We start from the raw sequence: 17,020 nt of genomic DNA on the forward strand, positions 1-17,020 counted from the left end.
TTAATGTTATCTTTTATTTAAAAATTCAACAGTGGGCTTAAAGAAAAGACCTTGGTTAAATCCCTTTAGAAGAATTCGCTCTTTCTGCCATTTAAAGTCAACAGATTTGAACGGTAAGGTTAGCATAAGAAGTAACAAACTTACTTTATATCTAAGATAACCTTTGTGGCCATCACGTCGTTCAATATACATTTTATTTCTAAAACTGTACGTATAGCGACCTAAACGGTTAACATCAGTTTCTTCTAAGAATTTAACACCCTGATTTTTTGCCATTTCATGATCAACTAAGCTGTCAGTCACTAAATAGCTGGGATATCTTTTTGAAATTCTAGATGAAAATTCTAAGTCATCACTCCAAATAAAGAATTCTTTGATTGGGAGTCCTAATTCTGAAACAACTTTTCTAGAAGTCATAAAAGAAACAAAGGTGCCGGTTTTAATACCAACAAGGTTATCGGCAACACGATCGTTCCAATCGGAAGTTGTTTCCGGGACGTTCATTAAAGCGGCGTGGCCATCCGTCCAACGTGTATTGCTAACTAAGAATCCAAAATTATCGGCTAATCTATTGTGTGCAGCATCTAATAATGTTGTTAATGAATTCTTACGAGGCATTGTATCATCATCCATAACCCAAGCGTAGTCAATAACTGGGTTATCAAAGGCGGTTTTAATACCATGACTAAAGCCACCAGCACCACCAATATTTTTTGTAAGTCTTTGATAGTTAATTTTTGGGTTATTAGCTGCTAAGGAAGTCATATATGTTTCAGTATCATCCGTACTTGCATTATCAACAATAATAATTTCTTCAATAGTTGTATCTTGGTTAAGTAAGTGTTCGATATTCTTTGACAAGAAAGCTACCTTATTAAAGGTAACGACAATAGCGGCTACTTTTAACTCATTAGTCATTATTTAACTCCTAAATCATGTTTTATCTTAGTTGTTGAAATCCCTGAGGTTCGATCTAAGTAAATCACTTTACAGTAGTCACTTAAAAAATCGAATTTACCTTTCCAATCATCACCCATTACAAAGATATCAATATCGTATTTCTGAACATCCAATTTTTTTTGTTCCCAGTCTTCTTCTGGAATTACTTGATCAACATATTTAATTGCTTCTAAAATATATTTACGATCCTCAAAAGAATAGTAAGCTTTTTTATTTTTAAGGGCATTGAACTCATCAGTTGAAACACCAACAATTAATTCATCGCCAAGTGCTTTTGCACGTTTTAATAAATTAATGTGACCTCGATGTAGTAAATCAAATGTACCGTATGTTAAAATTTTAGTCATTTTAAACCCTCGCTTTATTTTAATAAGCCAATTTTTTTCAAGAGCGTTGCACTATTATTACCAGCAGTGTCATATCGATTAAATAACTTATTTTTTTTGATGAAATCTTCATGTAATTCTTCAGATTCAACGTTTTTAATAAATGATTCGAAATCTGATAAGTTACTGATTTTAAAACCTGTAAAATTATCAGCAACTTCATCAGAGGTAAAGCCTCTTTTTTCTGAATAACTAGATTCATCAAATTGAAAAATACCAATTGGTTTTTCCATTAGTAGATAGTCAAAATAGACAGAAGAATAATCTGTCACTAAACCGATTGTGTGTCGTAAAAAATCATTAACTTCAATATGAAGAGCGTTGAAGCCATCACTATTGAGAAGCTTAATATTCTTAAATTTAGGTAACGTGGTCAGTTGTTCATTTAATGTATCCATTGGATGTAACTTGATAATTAGATTTTTTTTGTTTGTTATTAATGCCTGATCTAGTTCTATTAAATCAGAGATATTAAGCCCACCAATATTTTGATCCGTTTGAACACCATCTACTCGAATATCACCGACTGCACTTTGTCGATAAGTCGGTAACCAAGCGATAAGTGGATAATCATTGTTAAATAATTGGGTGATTTGTGGGTTAATACGATTTTTAAAGAATAAGTCATTACGTGGTAAGCCAACTTTGACAATTTGATTATCATTGATTTCAAAGGATTCGGCAATAACAGCGTCAAAAACTGGTGCTGTTGAAACTGTATAACTTATTTTAAATTTAACAGGGTTACCGGAGAGACGGCCAATTTTTTTTAATGGCATACCATGCCATAGATTGACTTTCTTTTGCCAAGGCAGTAACGGGAATTGCTCAAACATGCCATGTGTCCCAAAAGAATAGTTAGCAGTTAGATAATGAAAAAGGCCAGAAAGTGATTTTTTAGGAACTAACGTTACTTGATCGCTGCGAGATCCTAGATAATAAGCTAGTTTTTCTTTGATGTCATCTAAGTTAGTCATATCATTAACAAGCCAATAACATTTAACCGGTAATTCTTGGTTAATGACCTCTGTCAATACGATTAGTGTATTATCTGAAACTTCTGGGAAGCTGGAAAATACTAATTTCATTTTAACTCCTTTTTCTGCTATAATATGCTAGTATTATACCGGTTTTTAACATTTTCAGCAACTTAATAAGAAGGAGAGTCTTATGCTTTTAACAAATCTAATTAGTTCTAAAAAGAAAATATTTGCTACGACACTAATGGCATTAGTTTTTATTTTTTCACAGGCAACGATTGGTATCTCGACTAGTGGTGCAGCTAACGGAACGGCAAAGATTTTTATAATTGAGTTCGTTATTTTTGCCATCGGATTATATACTGTGTTTTGGCGATTAATTATTAAGAGAGAATTATCGAAATCTTCAATTTGGGTCAAATATTACTTTACCCTTCTTTTTACCTTTGGCATATTCTATATCGCAACATTTATTTATCGGTATATGACGCATATGACTTTGGTTAGTAGCTTTCTATTAGCACGAATTATTATTGAAGTTTGTATTGTTGCGATTTCGCTCGCGTATTTTAAAATCAAATTTCAAGAAATATTTACGGCATTATTATTAGGAAACCTAGTTTCGGTTTTATTCCAATATGGTATTATCTTTTTTGGGGTAGGTGAAATTAGACTTGGAAATCATAATTTACTAGGTAATAGTATTACGAGTTATATCTGCCTACTAATGTTTTATCCAGTATTGGTTTATTGTATTTCACGAAAAAAGGATATCTTCTACACAGTAACAACATGGAGCTTATTAGCACTCAGCATTCCGACCTTACTATTAGCTGGATCAAGAATTGCTTTTTCTGTTGGAATGTTTGAGATTGTAATTTCTTTGATTGCAGTTATCTTACTTAAAAAAATTGAGTTGAAGAAGTTCTGGCAACTTTTAGGAATATTTGTAGGTATTATCGTAGTTTCGTTGGGGTTGGTTGGAATATTGGCAAGTCCTGTTAATAAACAAAATTTAGTACGTTCTGTTGACGTCCCTGTTAATGTATACAATAAGGTTGTGCCGAATGCTATGAAATTTGATGTGCATGGTTTATTCGCACCTAAGAATTTAAGCAAAGCAGAAAAGAAAAAAGAGAATAAGAAAAAACGAGCAGAAGATGCTGAAAAGAGTATTAAGTTAAGTAACTATATGCGGATTATTATTAACGATAAGTCGAAAAAACAAATTAATGCAAATCCACGTAATTTCTTAGTTGGAATTGGCATGTCTTCCGTCTACACAAAAAATTGGGGTTATCAGAAGCCGCATAATTTAGTACTACTATACCTATTACCATTTGGTTTAATTGGAACGATTATTTGTTATTTGATTTTACTAGGACCAATTTTGTTACTGTTTATTGAACGTATCAACTTAACTAAGACGGCATTAGTAATGATGTTATTGACGTACTTCCCAACATTAGTGGTTAGTCTAAATCAACCAACATTGGGTACCTTAATTACTTGTCTATCGATTATTACCTTGGCAACAGCCACTACTTTGATGGATAAGGATTAATTATGATTTTTTCTGAAAAGGATGCCGATGTTTAGCGGCATCCTTTTTATTAGCCCACAAAGTTTAAATGACGGTACTATTTTTTGATTGCTTGTTTTATTTTATGATATAGTTATACCAAATATATCTCTAATTAGGAGTGCGACATGCAAAAATTATATCCTGATGATAGTTTGTTGTTACATACAGACTTGTATCAGCTCAATATGATGTTAACTTATTTTAAAAAGGGACTCCATAATCGGACAGCGGTTTTCGAATGCTATTTCAGAAAACTACCTTTTGAAAATGGGTATGCTATTTTTGCTGGCTTGGAACATATCGTTAATTATCTTGAGAATCTCCGCTTTACCGAGAGCGATTTAGCTTATTTACGGGATGAAGTCGGTTATCCTGAAGATTTTTTGACGTATCTAGCAGAATTAGATTTTGATTTAACGGTTCGTTCAGCAGTTGAAGGCGAATTGGTCTTTGGCAATGAACCAATCATGCAAGTAGAAGGCCCACTCGCCCAATGCCAATTGATTGAAACGGCGCTATTAAATATTGTCAATTACCAAACATTGATTGCAACTAAAGCAGCACGAATCAAATCAGTGGTCGGCAAGGATCCCGTCTTAGAATTCGGAACGCGCCGGGCCCAAGAAATGGACGCTGCTTTATGGGGCACACGCGCTGCTTATATCGGTGGCTTTGATGCAACCAGTAATGTGCGAGCTTCCAAAATTTTCGGGATTCCAGCAAGCGGGACGCACGCACATTCTTTAGTCCAAGCTTACCGTAACGATTACGAAGCCTTCCGGGCCTACGCTGAAACGCATCGGGACTGTGTCTTCCTTGTGGATACTTATGATACTTTGAAAAGTGGTGTGCCGAGTGCGATTCGAGTTGCGCGCGAATTCGGCAGTCGGATTAATTTCCAAGGCGTGCGGATTGATAGTGGTGATATGGCTTATATTTCTAAGCGTGTGCGCCAACAATTGGATGAAGCAGGCTTCACGGACGCTAAAATTTATGCTTCTAACGATTTAGATGAAAAGACAATCCAAAACTTGAAGATGCAAGAAGCTAAAATCGATGTTTGGGGCGTTGGGACGAAGTTAATTACTGCTTATGACCAACCAGCCTTGGGCGCGGTTTATAAGCTCGTTTCAATTGAAAATTCAGATGGCAAGATGGTCGACACGATTAAATTATCAAGTAATGCTGAAAAAGTCTCAACACCAGGCCGCAAGCAAGTTTGGCGAATTACCAAACAAGTTGACGGTAAATCAGAAGGGGACTACATCACGTTATGGGATGAAGATCCACTTGAACAAGATACGATTTACATGTTCCACCCTAATTACACGTACATCAATAAGACCGTGACCGACTTCAATGCCCGACCAATTTTACGGACTATTTTTGAAAATGGTAAACGGGTCTATACGTTGCCTGAATTAGCGGCGATTAAGAAGTTCTGTGCTGAAAACCTTGATTCACTCTGGGATGAATACAAACGGGACTTGAATCCACAAGATTATCCAGTCGATTTATCACAACGGACTTGGGATAATAAGATGAATTCAATTCGCAAAGTCAGAGAAGACGTTAATTTAATGCACTAGAATCGATTATTTTTGAAGGAGTATCTGGCAAATGAACGCTTTACAAGCAGAAATTATTGCAGCCTTAAAAACACAACCAACGATTGACCCCGCCAAAGAGATCCGCCGCTCGGTTGATTTTATGAAGGCTTATCTAAAGAAAAATACATTTTTAAAAACCTATGTCTTAGGCATTTCAGGCGGCCAAGATTCAACTTTAGTGGGCGCACTTGCTGAAAAAGTCATGCAAGAAATGCGGGCTGAAACTGGCGATGAAAATTATCAATTTATCGCAGTGCGGTTACCTTATGGGGAACAAGCTGATGAATCGGATGCGATGGCCGCAATTGAATTTATGGCAGCTGATCAAGTCAAACGGGTCAATATTAAGGGCTCAGTGGATGCAATGGTCCAATCCCTTGCGGAAACCGGTGTAGTCGTTAGTGACTTCAATAAGGGTAATATTAAAGCCCGCGTGCGGATGATTGTGCAATATGGGATCGCTGGTGAAAATAGCGGTGCTGTTTTAGGAACGGATCATTCCGCCGAATCCATCACTGGTTTTTATACGAAGTTTGGTGATGGCGGCGCAGATTTAGTGCCAATCTTCAGACTCAATAAGCGTCAAGGCAAGGCCATGTTAGCCGAACTCGGTGCGCCTAAACACCTCTATGAAAAAGTACCAACGGCGGATCTTGAAGAAGACCGTCCAGCATTACCAGATGAATTAGCATTGGGCGTCACATACGATCAAATTGACGACTATTTAGAAGGTCGTCAGGTCAGTGAAGAAGCCGCAACGAAGATTGAAAACTGGTACAAGAAAACGGCCCACAAGCGTCATTTACCAATAACAATCTACGATACGTTCTGGCAATAAAACAGAGTGCGTTTGAAATGGTTTGACTTTGAGCATTAGCACAGCTCGGCGAACAACTGCTTACAGCAGTTGTTTGACGAGTGACGCTAAGCGCAGAAGTCAGTTTCAAAAAGCACGTTTAAAAAAACAGAGTGCGTTGTCAGTGGTTAGCTTTTGAGCATTTGCAGAACTTAGCGAATTGGTGATGAAATCACCGGTTTGATAAGTTTAGCCTTCGAGCCTAGTTTCGTGAGCCAATTTAGTTATTAAAATAATTATTTACTTGCCTTTTAGATTGGTTATACCTTATAATGAGGTTAACGATAAGGGAGTAACTGGCAGCTTGTCTGCGATAACGCCACCAACAAGGCAATATTCTGGTGTTATCTTAATTAGTGAGACTTATAGGGATTTTTAGAATTCCTGTAGGTCTCTTTTTTTACCCCCAAAATCAAATTTATAGGAGGCAAGGTAATGGTAGATAAACAAACCACATTTTTTACACAATCAACAGACGCAACACTTAAAGCGCTCGCAACAACGCCACAAGGTTTAACCCAAGAACAGGTTGAAAAACGTTTGGCAGAAAATGGTCGGAATCAATTGACTGAAAAGAAACGCAAAAGTTTAGCGATTCGTTTTTTAGAACAGTTCAAAGATTTTATGATTATTGTGTTATTAGTCGCAGCAATGATCGCGGGCTTTTTAGCACACGAATGGCCAGATGCGTTCATTATTTTAGCCGTGGTGATCCTAAATGCGATTTTTGGGGTTTTCCAAGAAGCAAAGGCTGAACAAGCAATTGACGCCTTAAAAGAAATGGCGACACCCGATGCGCACGTTCGTCGAGATGGTGAAATCGTGACGATTAAGAGTGAAGAACTCGTAGTTGGCGATATTGTGTTGTTAGAAGCAGGTGATATTGTACCAGCAGATCTTCGCTTACTTGAATCAGCTGCTTTGAAAATCGAAGAGTCTGCTTTAACGGGAGAATCGGTTCCGGTTGATAAGACTGTTGAAACGTTGACTGATCCAGAAAGTGGGATTGGTGATCGGACTAACATGGCGTTTATGAATAGTAACGTTACTTACGGTCGTGGCGTTGGGGTTGTAACGGGGACTGGGATGCAAACCGAAGTTGGTAAAATTGCTGGGATGCTCAACCAAGCCGACGAAACAACGACCCCATTACAGATGAACTTGAGCCAATTAGGTAAGAGTTTGACGATTATGATCTTGATTATTGCTGCAATTGTTTTCGTAGTGGGTTACTTACGCCACGCACAATCACCAATTAACATGTTATTAACCGCTATTTCGTTAGCGGTGGCAGCGATTCCGGAAGGCTTACCCGCAATTGTGACGATTATCCTCGCATTAGGAACGCAAAAGATGGTTAAAAGAAAGGCCATTGTTCGTAAGTTACCCGCTGTAGAAACACTGGGGAGCACTGATATTATTGCGTCTGATAAAACTGGGACGTTAACGATGAACCAAATGACCGTCGAAAAAATATTCACTAACAATCAATTACAAGATGCTGGTGCAACACTGCCAGCAGATAATTTGACGCTTAAAATCATGAACTTGGCCAATGATACTAAAATTAAAGCCGATGGGGACATGATTGGTGATCCGACCGAAACAGCGCTAATCGCGTATGGGCGCGATAAAGATTTTGATATTAACGCAGCCTTAGCAGCCGAACCACGGGTCGCTGAAGTACCATTTGATTCAGAGCGGAAGTTGATGACCACAATTCATCAACAAGCTGATGGTCAATTCTTAATGACCACGAAAGGCGCACCGGATGAATTGCTCAAACGCGTTACGCATTATATCGACGCACAAGGCGCTGTTCAACCGATGGACGATGCAGAGCGCCAATTATTATTAGACACGAACCATGGTTTGGCAAAACAAGCCTTGCGGGTCTTAGCGTTGGCTTATAAAGTCTTACCAAGTGTGCCAGCAACGGTTGATCCAACGATTGAAACTGATTTAATTTTCGCTGGCTTAGTTGGGATGATTGATCCTGAAAGACCAGAAGCAAAACAAGCTGTAACAGATGCGCATTCAGCTGGCATCCGGACCCTAATGATTACTGGGGATCACCGCGATACAGCCGAAGCAATCGCGCTTCGTTTAGGGATTATTACCCCAGAAGAAGATGCGGATGCCGCCGTTATTACTGGTGCTGAGTTAGACCAAATGGATGATCAAGAATTCGCTAAAAAAGTTACTCAATACGCCGTTTATGCGCGGGTTGCGCCTGAACATAAAGTACGAATTGTGAAAGCTTGGCAAAAACACGGTAAAGTCGTTGCGATGACTGGTGATGGTGTCAATGATGCGCCAGCCCTCAAATCAGCCGATATCGGTATTGGGATGGGGATCACCGGGACTGAAGTTTCTAAAGGGGCCAGTGATATGGTCTTAGCCGATGATAACTTCTCAACAATTGTGATTGCGGTTAAAGAAGGCCGGAAAGTCTTTGCTAATATCCAAAAATCAATCCAATATCTTTTATCAGCCAACTTGGGTGAAGTGTTAACCTTATTCATGATGACGGTTTTAGGTTGGCAAATTCTGCAACCAGTGCATATCTTGTGGATTAATTTAGTAACAGATACTTTTCCAGCGATTGCCTTGGGGGTTGAACCAACTGAACCAGGGATTATGAATCAAAAACCACGTGGGCGTAAATCAAACTTCTTCTCAGGCGGCGTGTTCCAAGCGATTATCTATCAAGGCCTATTAGAAGGTGGGATTACCTTAGCCGTTTATGCGTTAGCGATTACGTTCCCAGTGCATCAAGCAAGTGGCTTAGCCCATGCGGATGCCTTAACAATGGCGTATGCAACGTTAGGGATGATTCAACTTTTCCACGCATTCAACGTTAAATCAGTCCATCAATCAATCTTTACAGTTGGCTTCTTTAAGAATAAAGCCTTCAACTGGGCTGTTTTAGCTTCATTTATCTTATTAGCCGCAACAATCATGATTCCAGGTCTCAATGGCTTATTCCACGTCTCACACCTTGATTTATATCAATGGGGGATTGTACTAGCAGCTTCATTCATGCTAGTGGTCATCGTTGAAATCGTGAAGTTCTTCCAAAGAAGAGCTGCTAAATAATTTAAGAAAAGACCGTGATAAGCATCAGCTTATCGCGGTCTTTTTGAAGATTTTATTTGCAAGCCGATACTAGAATTAGTATACTGAAGCATAGGAAACTAGGAGGATTAACATGAATAAAACACAACAAAAGTTGGCTAAATACGGCCAAGCTGTTAACGATTTAATCGACAACACTGAAAAAGTGCAAGAAGGCATGAGCAAATATTTCGTCCCTTTAAAAGCGGCCGTTGCTGATGGTAAGTTAGCTGAAATGAGCGAACAAGATTACCAAAAGACAGCCCAAATCTTCAGAGACGGTGTGGATCAATACCACGAATTCTTAGCACAATTTAAGACGGCCGTTGCCCCAGCTCGTTTGATGGGGAACAACCAACGTTTAATCGGTGCTTACGCTGATTTCGTTCAAGGTTGCGAAGATTTAATTACAAGCATGCATGATGATCAAACAGTTGATATGCAAGCTTTTGCTGCTTCAGAAATGAACCAAGACAAAGCAACAGAACGAATTTCTAAGTATATCCAAAACATCTCAAAAATTGCTTAGATCAACTCATGACAGTTCCCAAGACGGGTGCTGTTTTTTTATTGAAGATAAAGGTAGGGACGCACATGACTGATATTCAACAACTTGTCACCAAACAACTGACGCAATATCGCCCACAACAAATTAACGCCGTGTTAACCTTATTGGATGAAGGTAACACCGTACCGTTTGTGGCGCGTTATCGTAAGGAACGAACGGGTAGTTTAGACGAAGTTCAAATTCGCGAAATCGAACATACCTTCCAATATTTAACAACGCTTGAAAAACGCAAGACCGATATTATTAAAAATATCGCCGAACAAGCTAAGTTAACGCCAGCTTTACAAAAGCAAATCGAAGCCGCTAGCCAATTACAAGTGCTTGAGGATTTATACCTGCCTTATAAGCAAAAACGGCGGACAAAGGCGACGATTGCTAAAGAAGCTGGATTAGAACCGTTTGCCAACCTAATCGCGCAATTACCGAACTTTTCAGAACAAGTCCTCCTGGAAAAAGCGGCTGATTATCTTAACCCAGACCAAAAAATTATCGATACAGATGCTGTTTTAGCGGGTGTGCACGAAATTATCGCTGAAAATATTAGTGAAACGGCGACTTTCCGGGATTGGACACGACAATACACCCGTCAAAACGGGCAAATTGTAAGTCAGGTAAAAGATGCCGACAGCGATGATAAGCAAGTTTATCAAATCTATTATGATTTCTCAGCACCGATTAATAAGATTGCGGAACATCAATATTTAGCGATTAATCGTGGCGAACACGAAGGTATCTTGAAGGTGAAGCTAGAAGTTGCCGAAAATATGATCGTTGGACATATTGCTCAAGCCGTTATTCATGGTCAAGACTCAGCTGCCGCCCAAATTGTTAAGACGGCCATTGAAGATGCCTATAAACGATTCATCGGTCCAGCTATTGAACGTGAATTACGGAAGCAGTTAAAAGAAAAGGCTGATCAACAAGCGATTGCTGTCTTTGGTGATAACTTAAAGCATCTTTTATTACAACCGCCTTTGAAAGGTAAAGTTGTTTTAGGCTTTGACCCAGCTTACCGGACAGGCTGTAAATTAGCCGTTGTTGATGGGACGGGGAAATTCCTAGATAAATTAGTAATCTATCCGCATAAACCGGCCGCAGCACCCAAACGAGCAGCAGCTGCCGATGAATTTAAGCAATTTCTTGAGAAGTATGATGTCGAAATGATTGCAATTGGTAATGGGACCGCTAGTCGTGAATCTGAAGAATTTGTAGCTTCAGTTTTAAAAACCATTTCCCGGGAAATATTTTACGTGATTGTCAACGAAGCAGGGGCCTCCGTTTATTCAGCAAGTGATACAGCGCGGGCTGAATTTCCAGATCTACACGTTGAAGAGCGGAGTGCGATTAGTATCGCACGGCGCTTACAAGATCCCTTAGCAGAATTGATTAAGATTGATCCACAAGCAGTCGGTGTCGGGCAATACCAACACGATGTTGCCCAAAAGGAATTGACGACGCAATTAGACACAGTTATTGAAGATGTTGTCAATAGCGTAGGGGTTAACTTGAACACCGCTAGTCCACAACTCTTGCAACATATTTCTGGGTTATCAGCGACGACTGCACAAAATATTGTCCAATACCGTAACGAAAATGGCTTATATCAAAAACGCAGTGAATTGAAGAAAGTGCCGCGCTTAGGCCCTAAGGCATTCGAACAAGCCGTTGGGTTCTTGCGAATCATCGGTGGCGATAACCCGTTAGACAATACGGATATTCATCCTGAAAGCTATCCAGTAGCCAAGGCGGTTTTAAAATCGTTGGGCTTAACCTTGAAGGCGCTTGGGACAACAGAATTATCAGCAGCAATTAAGTCATTAACAGTGACTGATTTGGCGACCGAATTAGCGGTCGGCTCTGAAACGCTTGAAGATATCTTAAGCGGATTACAAAAACCAGGTCGGGATTTGCGTGATCAAATGACAGCACCACTGTTACGGCATGATGTCCTAACGCTTGCTGATTTGAAACCGAATATGGCCCTAGAAGGAACTGTGCGGAATGTCATTGATTTCGGTGCTTTTGTGGATATCGGTGTTAAACATGATGGCTTAGTTCATATTTCGCAATTGGCCAATCACTTTGTTAAACATCCATCTGATGAAGTTTCAGTTGGTGATGTTGTTCAGGTTTGGGTCTTAAGCGTCGATCAAGAACGTGAACGAGTTCAATTGACGATGAAGGCGCCTAAAGCAACTGATTAATGATGACGGATCAAGAATTAACGCAACTCATCCAAAATATTTCAGTAACCACGTTTAATCGGCCGTTTAGCCACCAAGCAAACTTTAATCGGCGCCTAAAAACAACAGGGGGTCGGTATCATCTGCAAGACCACCATATCGATATTAACCCGTTGATGGTGGTCCAAGGGCAGGCTGTTTTAGAAGGCATCATTAAACATGAGCTGTGTCATTACCACCTGCATTTATTGCACCGTGGATACCGGCATCGTGATCAAGACTTTAAGCGGCTTTTACAACAGGTTGGTGGTGCACGTTTTGCACCACCGGTCACGCCTAAAAAGGCAGCACAAAAACGACTAGAATATCAATGCACCAAATGTGGTCAGTTGTATCAACGACAACGGCATATCAATACAACGCGTTATGTCTGTCGTCGCTGCCATGGCCATTTAAAATTGGTAAAAGAAATCTAAAAATGGAAGTGTGCGTTATAGAACACGTTAAGGCTACAAGTATGCTGAGATTAAAAACAGGACCTGAGACAAAAATAATTTTGTCTCAGGTCCTGTTTTTTTAAATTTGTCGGAGTGTTTGATTTTGCGTCACAAAGCCTAATTTTTGATAGAGTTGTAGGGCGGATTGGTTATTGCCCAAGACGGTTAGCTCCAAAAAGGCGAGTTGCTTTTCACTTTGCCAAGTACGAGCCTGTACTAATAATGCCGTCGCAAGGCCTTGGCGACGATAGTCTGGATGGACGTATAATGCAGTGACGTAGGCAAATTGATGACTGATAAAGAGATTGGAAGGACTGGTTTGTGCCGTGGTAACGTGGCAAAAGCTCGTTATCTGATCCTGATCGCGAGTGATATAGACGATTTGGCGGTTGTCTTCAACCATCATTTTCCAGGTAAAGAAATCAGGGCTACTCTTTTCTTGATAATTAGTTGGTTGAAGGGCGTGCATTTCGGACGTTAAAGCTTGATAAAGCGTCGTTAAAGCGCCAATATCGGTTAATTTAGCAGTTTCGATAAACATTTTTGGCCTCCGAGGCGAATTTTTGTTGACTTCAATTCAGGTTTCTCTTATACTAATGTACGTGGCTTAAAGTCATAAAGCAAGTATCGCGGGTGTGGCGGAATGGCAGACGCGCAAGATTAAGGATCTTGTCGGGAATTTTCCCGGTGGAAGTTCGAGTCTTCTCACCCGCATATGATAACAAGTTAAACGATACCGTTAGCGGTGTCGTTTTTTTGTGCCCTAATTAAGTTTGAGAATTGAATTCAATTTCGTAAATCGCTATAATGGGCAATAAGTTAATGGGAGAGGTAAATAGAGATGACACGTAATTCATCAGCGTATAAGATTAGCATTTTAGCGATTCTAACGGCATTGTTAATGATTCAGAGTTTTGTGCCGATGGTTGGTTATATTTATATTCTACCAGGGTTACCAGGGGTGACCACAATGCATTTAACCGTTATTATTGGGGCGATTATCTTAGGTACTCGTGGTGGGGCAACCCTAGGCGCAATCTGGGGAACATTATCCCTAATTCACGCCTATACAGCGCCAGTCGATGCCTTAACTTTATTGATCTTTCAAAATCCGGTAATCGCTATTCTACCGCGCTTGATGGTGGGGTTAGTGGCGGGATTATTGTATCAGCATTTACACAATACTAAAGCAGGTCAACGTGGCTCGATGGCGATCGCCGCTTTTTTTGGGACTATCGTTAATACGACGTTAGTCATTCTGTTGACATGGGCTTTTTACAGCCAACAAGCAGCCGGGATTTATAAAACGGACGTCAGTCACTTAATTATCGTGATGCTGAGTGCCGTAGCGATTAATGCCTTGATGGAAATAGCCCTAGCGGTGATTGTGACACCGTTTGTGGCCAAGCCATTATTAAGATTTAAGCGCGAATAAAAAGAGTCGGGACAAAAGTAATTTTTGTCCCGACTCTTTTTTAGTGGCTAGTCCAATTGTTTTTGAACCTTCTTAGCCTGTGCAGTGACCGTATTAATATTAACCTTAGCGATTTCGGCTTGTTGGTAAATAGCACTATAATATTGATTCAAGCGGTTGATAGGCGCTGCTAAATCATCCGCGTGTGCATCGGCCGATGTGTGATCGGCATAGAAGTCGGTTTCGGCTGTGGCAGCGGCGTCGTAGAAATTCGAAAGCGTTGTGTAATCAAGTGCGGATAGTTTCAAGCTTTGATTTAAATCCTTGATGAATTCAATGGGCAATTCGTCGCTTTCTTGATTAGCAATTTTAATCAGGCGCTTAACGACCGGCTTTAATTCAGCTTGTTGTGTTTTAAGCGTCTTGTAAGCTTCTGCTCGTGAAGCGGCAGTTTGTGCTATTTTAGACCCCTTAACATCTAGGAGGTTTTGATCTGGATATTTTGCTTGGATTTTAAGGTAGCTATCCGGTACGCCCTGACCGGCATCTTCTAGAGTGCTGAGTGCCGTTTGTTGGGTTTTAGAAATCTGCAAAATAGTGTTGAGGTCGTCTTTGACCTGCTGTTTTGTATCGAGCGGTTTTTCGCAACCGGCTAGTAAGAATAGTAGCCCCAAAATGGGGAGTAATCGTTTTAGTATTTTTAGCATTGTCAGGCACTCCAGTAGTTAAATTCGTTAACTTCATCTTAGCGTAAATACGTCTAAAAGCCAACCGTTTGCCATGGTAGATAACAGAAAAACGTCAATTTAATGGAAAGTATAAAAGTTCGGTTATCGTAGAAAGAAAACGGTTTATTTTTTAGTGTTTAGGGTTGTTTCTCTTTTTTTCATATGTTACACTATGTTTGTACTTTTTGACAGGTTATGGTTCGAATGTTTCCAAAAGAACTTTCTTCCATCGCACCGACAGAAATACACAAATTTATATGTGTCTAACGACACAAGGAGGAGTTTTCTCATGGAAAACGGAACTGTAAAATGGTTTAACGCAGAAAAAGGTTATGGCTTTGTAACTCGCGAAGATGGTAGTGATGTATTCGTACATTTCTCAGCTATCCAAGGTGAAGGCTACAAGACTCTTGAAGAAGGTCAAAGCGTTTCTTTCGATATCGAAGAAAGCGATCGTGGACCACAAGCCGTTAACGTAAACAAAAACTAATTTATAAATATTAGTCGTGGATCAACTGTCAATCAGTTGGTCCTTTTTTTATGGCTAAAGAAAGGCGGCAGGATGTTAGCTTATCAAATGATTGCCCCAAATGAGCGGGAGAATTACTTACCTTATTTACGATTAGCAGATGAAGAAGTCGGCATGATTCGTCATTATTTAAACGAGGGTCAGCTCTATAGCATTCACTTAGCCGGCCAATCAACCGTAATTGGCGTTATGCATGTGACGTTTGTTGACCAAACACAAGTTGAATTGAAAAATATCGCCTTATTGCCAGCTTATCGGAATCAAGGTTATGGGCAACAAGCGCTTAACGATTTGAAACAGATGATGGTTGACTTAGGGTACCAGACATTACTAGTGGGCACCGGGGATGGTAGCTTGGCAGCAATCGGCTTTTATCTGCGCCAAGGGTTTCGTTTCGATCATATTCGTAAAAACTTTTTTGAACAATATCAAGCACCAATTATTGAAAATGGGATTCAATTGCAGGACATGGTGGTGTTGAGTCAACCACTATAAGAGGCCAACATAAAAAGGACTAGGACAAAAAATGCTTTTAGTCCTAGTCCTTTTTATCATTAATCCTTTTAAATTAAGTCTGAAGGTTGTTCAAATGGGTAAACAAAACCCCATTGTGCACGGGCGTCGGTCATAATGTCCATGACGTCGCTTGTTAGGGCGAGTGTGTCATTTTCTTGATGACCACGAACAACTTCTTGGAAGTCGTGTAATTCGTAGTTCATGGCGTTGGTAGCATCACCCGCTTGAATAGTTTGGGTAGTGCCATCAAGGAAGGTCAATTGGGCCTTGTCTGGTCGTGGATAATCATCGACTGTCACGTAGCCTTTTTCATAAACGAGGACGCCTTGTTTAGGCATCTTTGCGTGAAGATTAAGGGTGACGGTCACCATTTCTTGATGAGCATTGTTAAGAAGGAGTGTTGATTGTTGATCGACACCAGATTCTGATGGCACCCACTGGGTGGCAATCAATTCTGGTTTAGCACTCAGCATCCGCCGCGCAAATGCAAGGGCGTAAACACCGATATCTAACATCGCGCCACCGGCTAATTCAGGGTTGAAAAAGCGATTGGTTGGATCAAGTTCTTTGAAGCTCCCGAAAGTAACCTGAATTGATTTTAGGGCCCCTAAATCTTGAGCAACTTGTTGACGTTCAATTTCTGCAAAAAGTGGCATATGATAAATCGTCATGGCTTCGGCTAAGATTAAATGTTTTTCGGCCGCTAGTGCTTTAGCAGCGTTTAATTCGCGGCGGTTCATTGTGATGGCTTTTTCGCAAAAGACATGTTTACCAGCGTTTAAGCTCGCCATAATCCCATCAAAGTGATAGTTGTGAGGTGTGGCGACGTAGATAATATCAATGGTAGGATCGGCCAACATCTCAGCGTAGCTACCATAAGCATGAGGGATATGATATTGTTGGGTGAAGGCGTTTGCCTTTTCTAATGAACGAGAAGCAGCACCATAGATTTGGCCGTCCGGTTGGTTGAAGTAAGTTGCAAAACTACCGGCGATATTGCCAAGGCCCATAATGCCCCAGTTAAGAGTTGTCAAATGAATCAGTCCTTTACTATCGTAATCGGTTCCAAACGATATTATAACAATAAAAAA

General features: G+C 40.1%; 16 protein-coding genes and 1 tRNA gene. 11 read left to right on the forward strand and 6 right to left on the reverse strand.

Annotated elements, in window-relative coordinates; genetic code table 11:
- Positions 1-6: 6 nt before the first annotated feature.
- Genes ACPBEH_RS09515 through ACPBEH_RS09525 form a run of 3 tightly spaced genes read right to left on the reverse strand, consistent with a single transcriptional unit; the run spans position 7 to position 2,434 of the window.
- Positions 7-918 carry a glycosyltransferase gene (locus ACPBEH_RS09515; RefSeq protein WP_035145580.1) on the reverse strand — a complete coding sequence of 304 codons (912 nt, stop codon included), beginning with the start codon at positions 916-918 and terminating at the stop codon, positions 7-9.
- Positions 918-1,307, reverse strand: coding sequence for a glycerol-3-phosphate cytidylyltransferase (gene tagD, locus ACPBEH_RS09520; protein WP_035145578.1), 390 nt, complete (start codon positions 1,305-1,307; stop codon positions 918-920). Before tagD ends, ACPBEH_RS09515 begins: the two co-directional genes overlap by 1 nt.
- Before the next feature lie 14 nt (positions 1,308-1,321).
- A complete protein-coding gene (locus tag ACPBEH_RS09525; RefSeq protein ID WP_424349013.1) occupies positions 1,322-2,434 on the reverse strand; it encodes a CDP-glycerol glycerophosphotransferase family protein in 1,113 nt (370 codons plus the stop codon).
- 82 nt (positions 2,435-2,516) lie between these two features.
- On the opposite strand from ACPBEH_RS09525, the gene ACPBEH_RS09530 reads away from it, so the two are divergent.
- From ACPBEH_RS09530 to ACPBEH_RS09560, 7 genes are all read left to right on the forward strand, one after another.
- Positions 2,517-3,890: a hypothetical protein gene (locus ACPBEH_RS09530; protein WP_424349014.1), complete on the forward strand. Its 1,374-nt coding sequence runs from the start codon at positions 2,517-2,519 to the stop codon at positions 3,888-3,890.
- Between the two features lie 146 nt (positions 3,891-4,036).
- Positions 4,037-5,500: a nicotinate phosphoribosyltransferase gene (locus tag ACPBEH_RS09535; RefSeq protein WP_011375264.1), complete on the forward strand. Its 1,464-nt coding sequence runs from the start codon at positions 4,037-4,039 to the stop codon at positions 5,498-5,500.
- Between the two features lie 31 nt (positions 5,501-5,531).
- A complete protein-coding gene (gene nadE / locus ACPBEH_RS09540) occupies positions 5,532-6,359 on the forward strand; it encodes an ammonia-dependent NAD(+) synthetase (RefSeq protein WP_424349015.1) in 828 nt (275 codons plus the stop codon).
- Positions 6,360-6,812: 453 nt separating this feature from the next.
- On the forward strand, positions 6,813-9,476 hold the full coding sequence (locus ACPBEH_RS09545) for a cation-translocating P-type ATPase (RefSeq protein WP_424349016.1): 2,664 nt from the start codon (positions 6,813-6,815) through the stop codon (positions 9,474-9,476).
- Between the two features lie 112 nt (positions 9,477-9,588).
- Entirely contained in the window at positions 9,589-10,023 is a 435-nt protein-coding gene (locus tag ACPBEH_RS09550; protein ID WP_407129011.1) for a hypothetical protein, read from the forward strand.
- Between the two features lie 65 nt (positions 10,024-10,088).
- Positions 10,089-12,266 carry a Tex family protein gene (locus ACPBEH_RS09555; protein WP_424349017.1) on the forward strand — a complete coding sequence of 726 codons (2,178 nt, stop codon included), beginning with the start codon at positions 10,089-10,091 and terminating at the stop codon, positions 12,264-12,266.
- 2 nt (positions 12,267-12,268) lie between these two features.
- Positions 12,269-12,721 carry a SprT family protein gene (locus ACPBEH_RS09560; RefSeq protein ID WP_407129067.1) on the forward strand — a complete coding sequence of 151 codons (453 nt, stop codon included), beginning with the start codon at positions 12,269-12,271 and terminating at the stop codon, positions 12,719-12,721.
- Between the two features lie 100 nt (positions 12,722-12,821).
- On the opposite strand, the gene ACPBEH_RS09565 is transcribed toward ACPBEH_RS09560, so the two are convergent.
- The gene (locus ACPBEH_RS09565; protein WP_424349018.1) at positions 12,822-13,283 is read right to left on the reverse strand and encodes a GNAT family N-acetyltransferase; all 462 of its coding nucleotides are present in this window, start codon (positions 13,281-13,283) and stop codon (positions 12,822-12,824) included.
- A gap of 88 nt (positions 13,284-13,371) precedes the next feature.
- Here ACPBEH_RS09565 and ACPBEH_RS09570 point away from each other — a divergent pair.
- Both ACPBEH_RS09570 and ACPBEH_RS09575 read left to right on the forward strand, forming a co-directional pair.
- Positions 13,372-13,456: transfer RNA gene (locus ACPBEH_RS09570), tRNA-Leu, on the forward strand.
- 127 nt (positions 13,457-13,583) lie between these two features.
- Positions 13,584-14,177: an ECF transporter S component gene (locus ACPBEH_RS09575; protein WP_025016263.1), complete on the forward strand. Its 594-nt coding sequence runs from the start codon at positions 13,584-13,586 to the stop codon at positions 14,175-14,177.
- 47 nt (positions 14,178-14,224) lie between these two features.
- On the opposite strand, the gene ACPBEH_RS09580 is transcribed toward ACPBEH_RS09575, so the two are convergent.
- On the reverse strand, positions 14,225-14,863 hold the full coding sequence (locus ACPBEH_RS09580; RefSeq protein WP_407129016.1) for a hypothetical protein: 639 nt from the start codon (positions 14,861-14,863) through the stop codon (positions 14,225-14,227).
- 310 nt (positions 14,864-15,173) lie between these two features.
- Here ACPBEH_RS09580 and ACPBEH_RS09585 point away from each other — a divergent pair, with 310 nt between their 5' ends.
- Together ACPBEH_RS09585 and ACPBEH_RS09590 are read left to right on the forward strand one after the other, a co-directional pair.
- A complete protein-coding gene (locus tag ACPBEH_RS09585) occupies positions 15,174-15,374 on the forward strand; it encodes a cold-shock protein (protein ID WP_004270163.1) in 201 nt (66 codons plus the stop codon).
- A 72-nt stretch (positions 15,375-15,446) separates the two neighbouring features.
- Positions 15,447-15,908 (forward strand): GNAT family N-acetyltransferase, encoded by a 462-nt coding sequence (locus ACPBEH_RS09590; RefSeq protein ID WP_424349019.1) that lies wholly within the window; start codon positions 15,447-15,449, stop codon positions 15,906-15,908.
- A gap of 68 nt (positions 15,909-15,976) precedes the next feature.
- Here ACPBEH_RS09590 and ACPBEH_RS09595 read toward each other — a convergent pair whose 3' ends face one another.
- Positions 15,977-16,963 (reverse strand): Gfo/Idh/MocA family protein, encoded by a 987-nt coding sequence (locus ACPBEH_RS09595; protein ID WP_424349020.1) that lies wholly within the window; start codon positions 16,961-16,963, stop codon positions 15,977-15,979.
- Positions 16,964-17,020 lie beyond the last annotated feature (57 nt).

It is taken from the genome of Latilactobacillus parasakei, from assembly GCF_049674265.1.
Taxonomy (GTDB): Bacteria; Bacillota; Bacilli; order Lactobacillales; family Lactobacillaceae; genus Latilactobacillus; species Latilactobacillus sakei.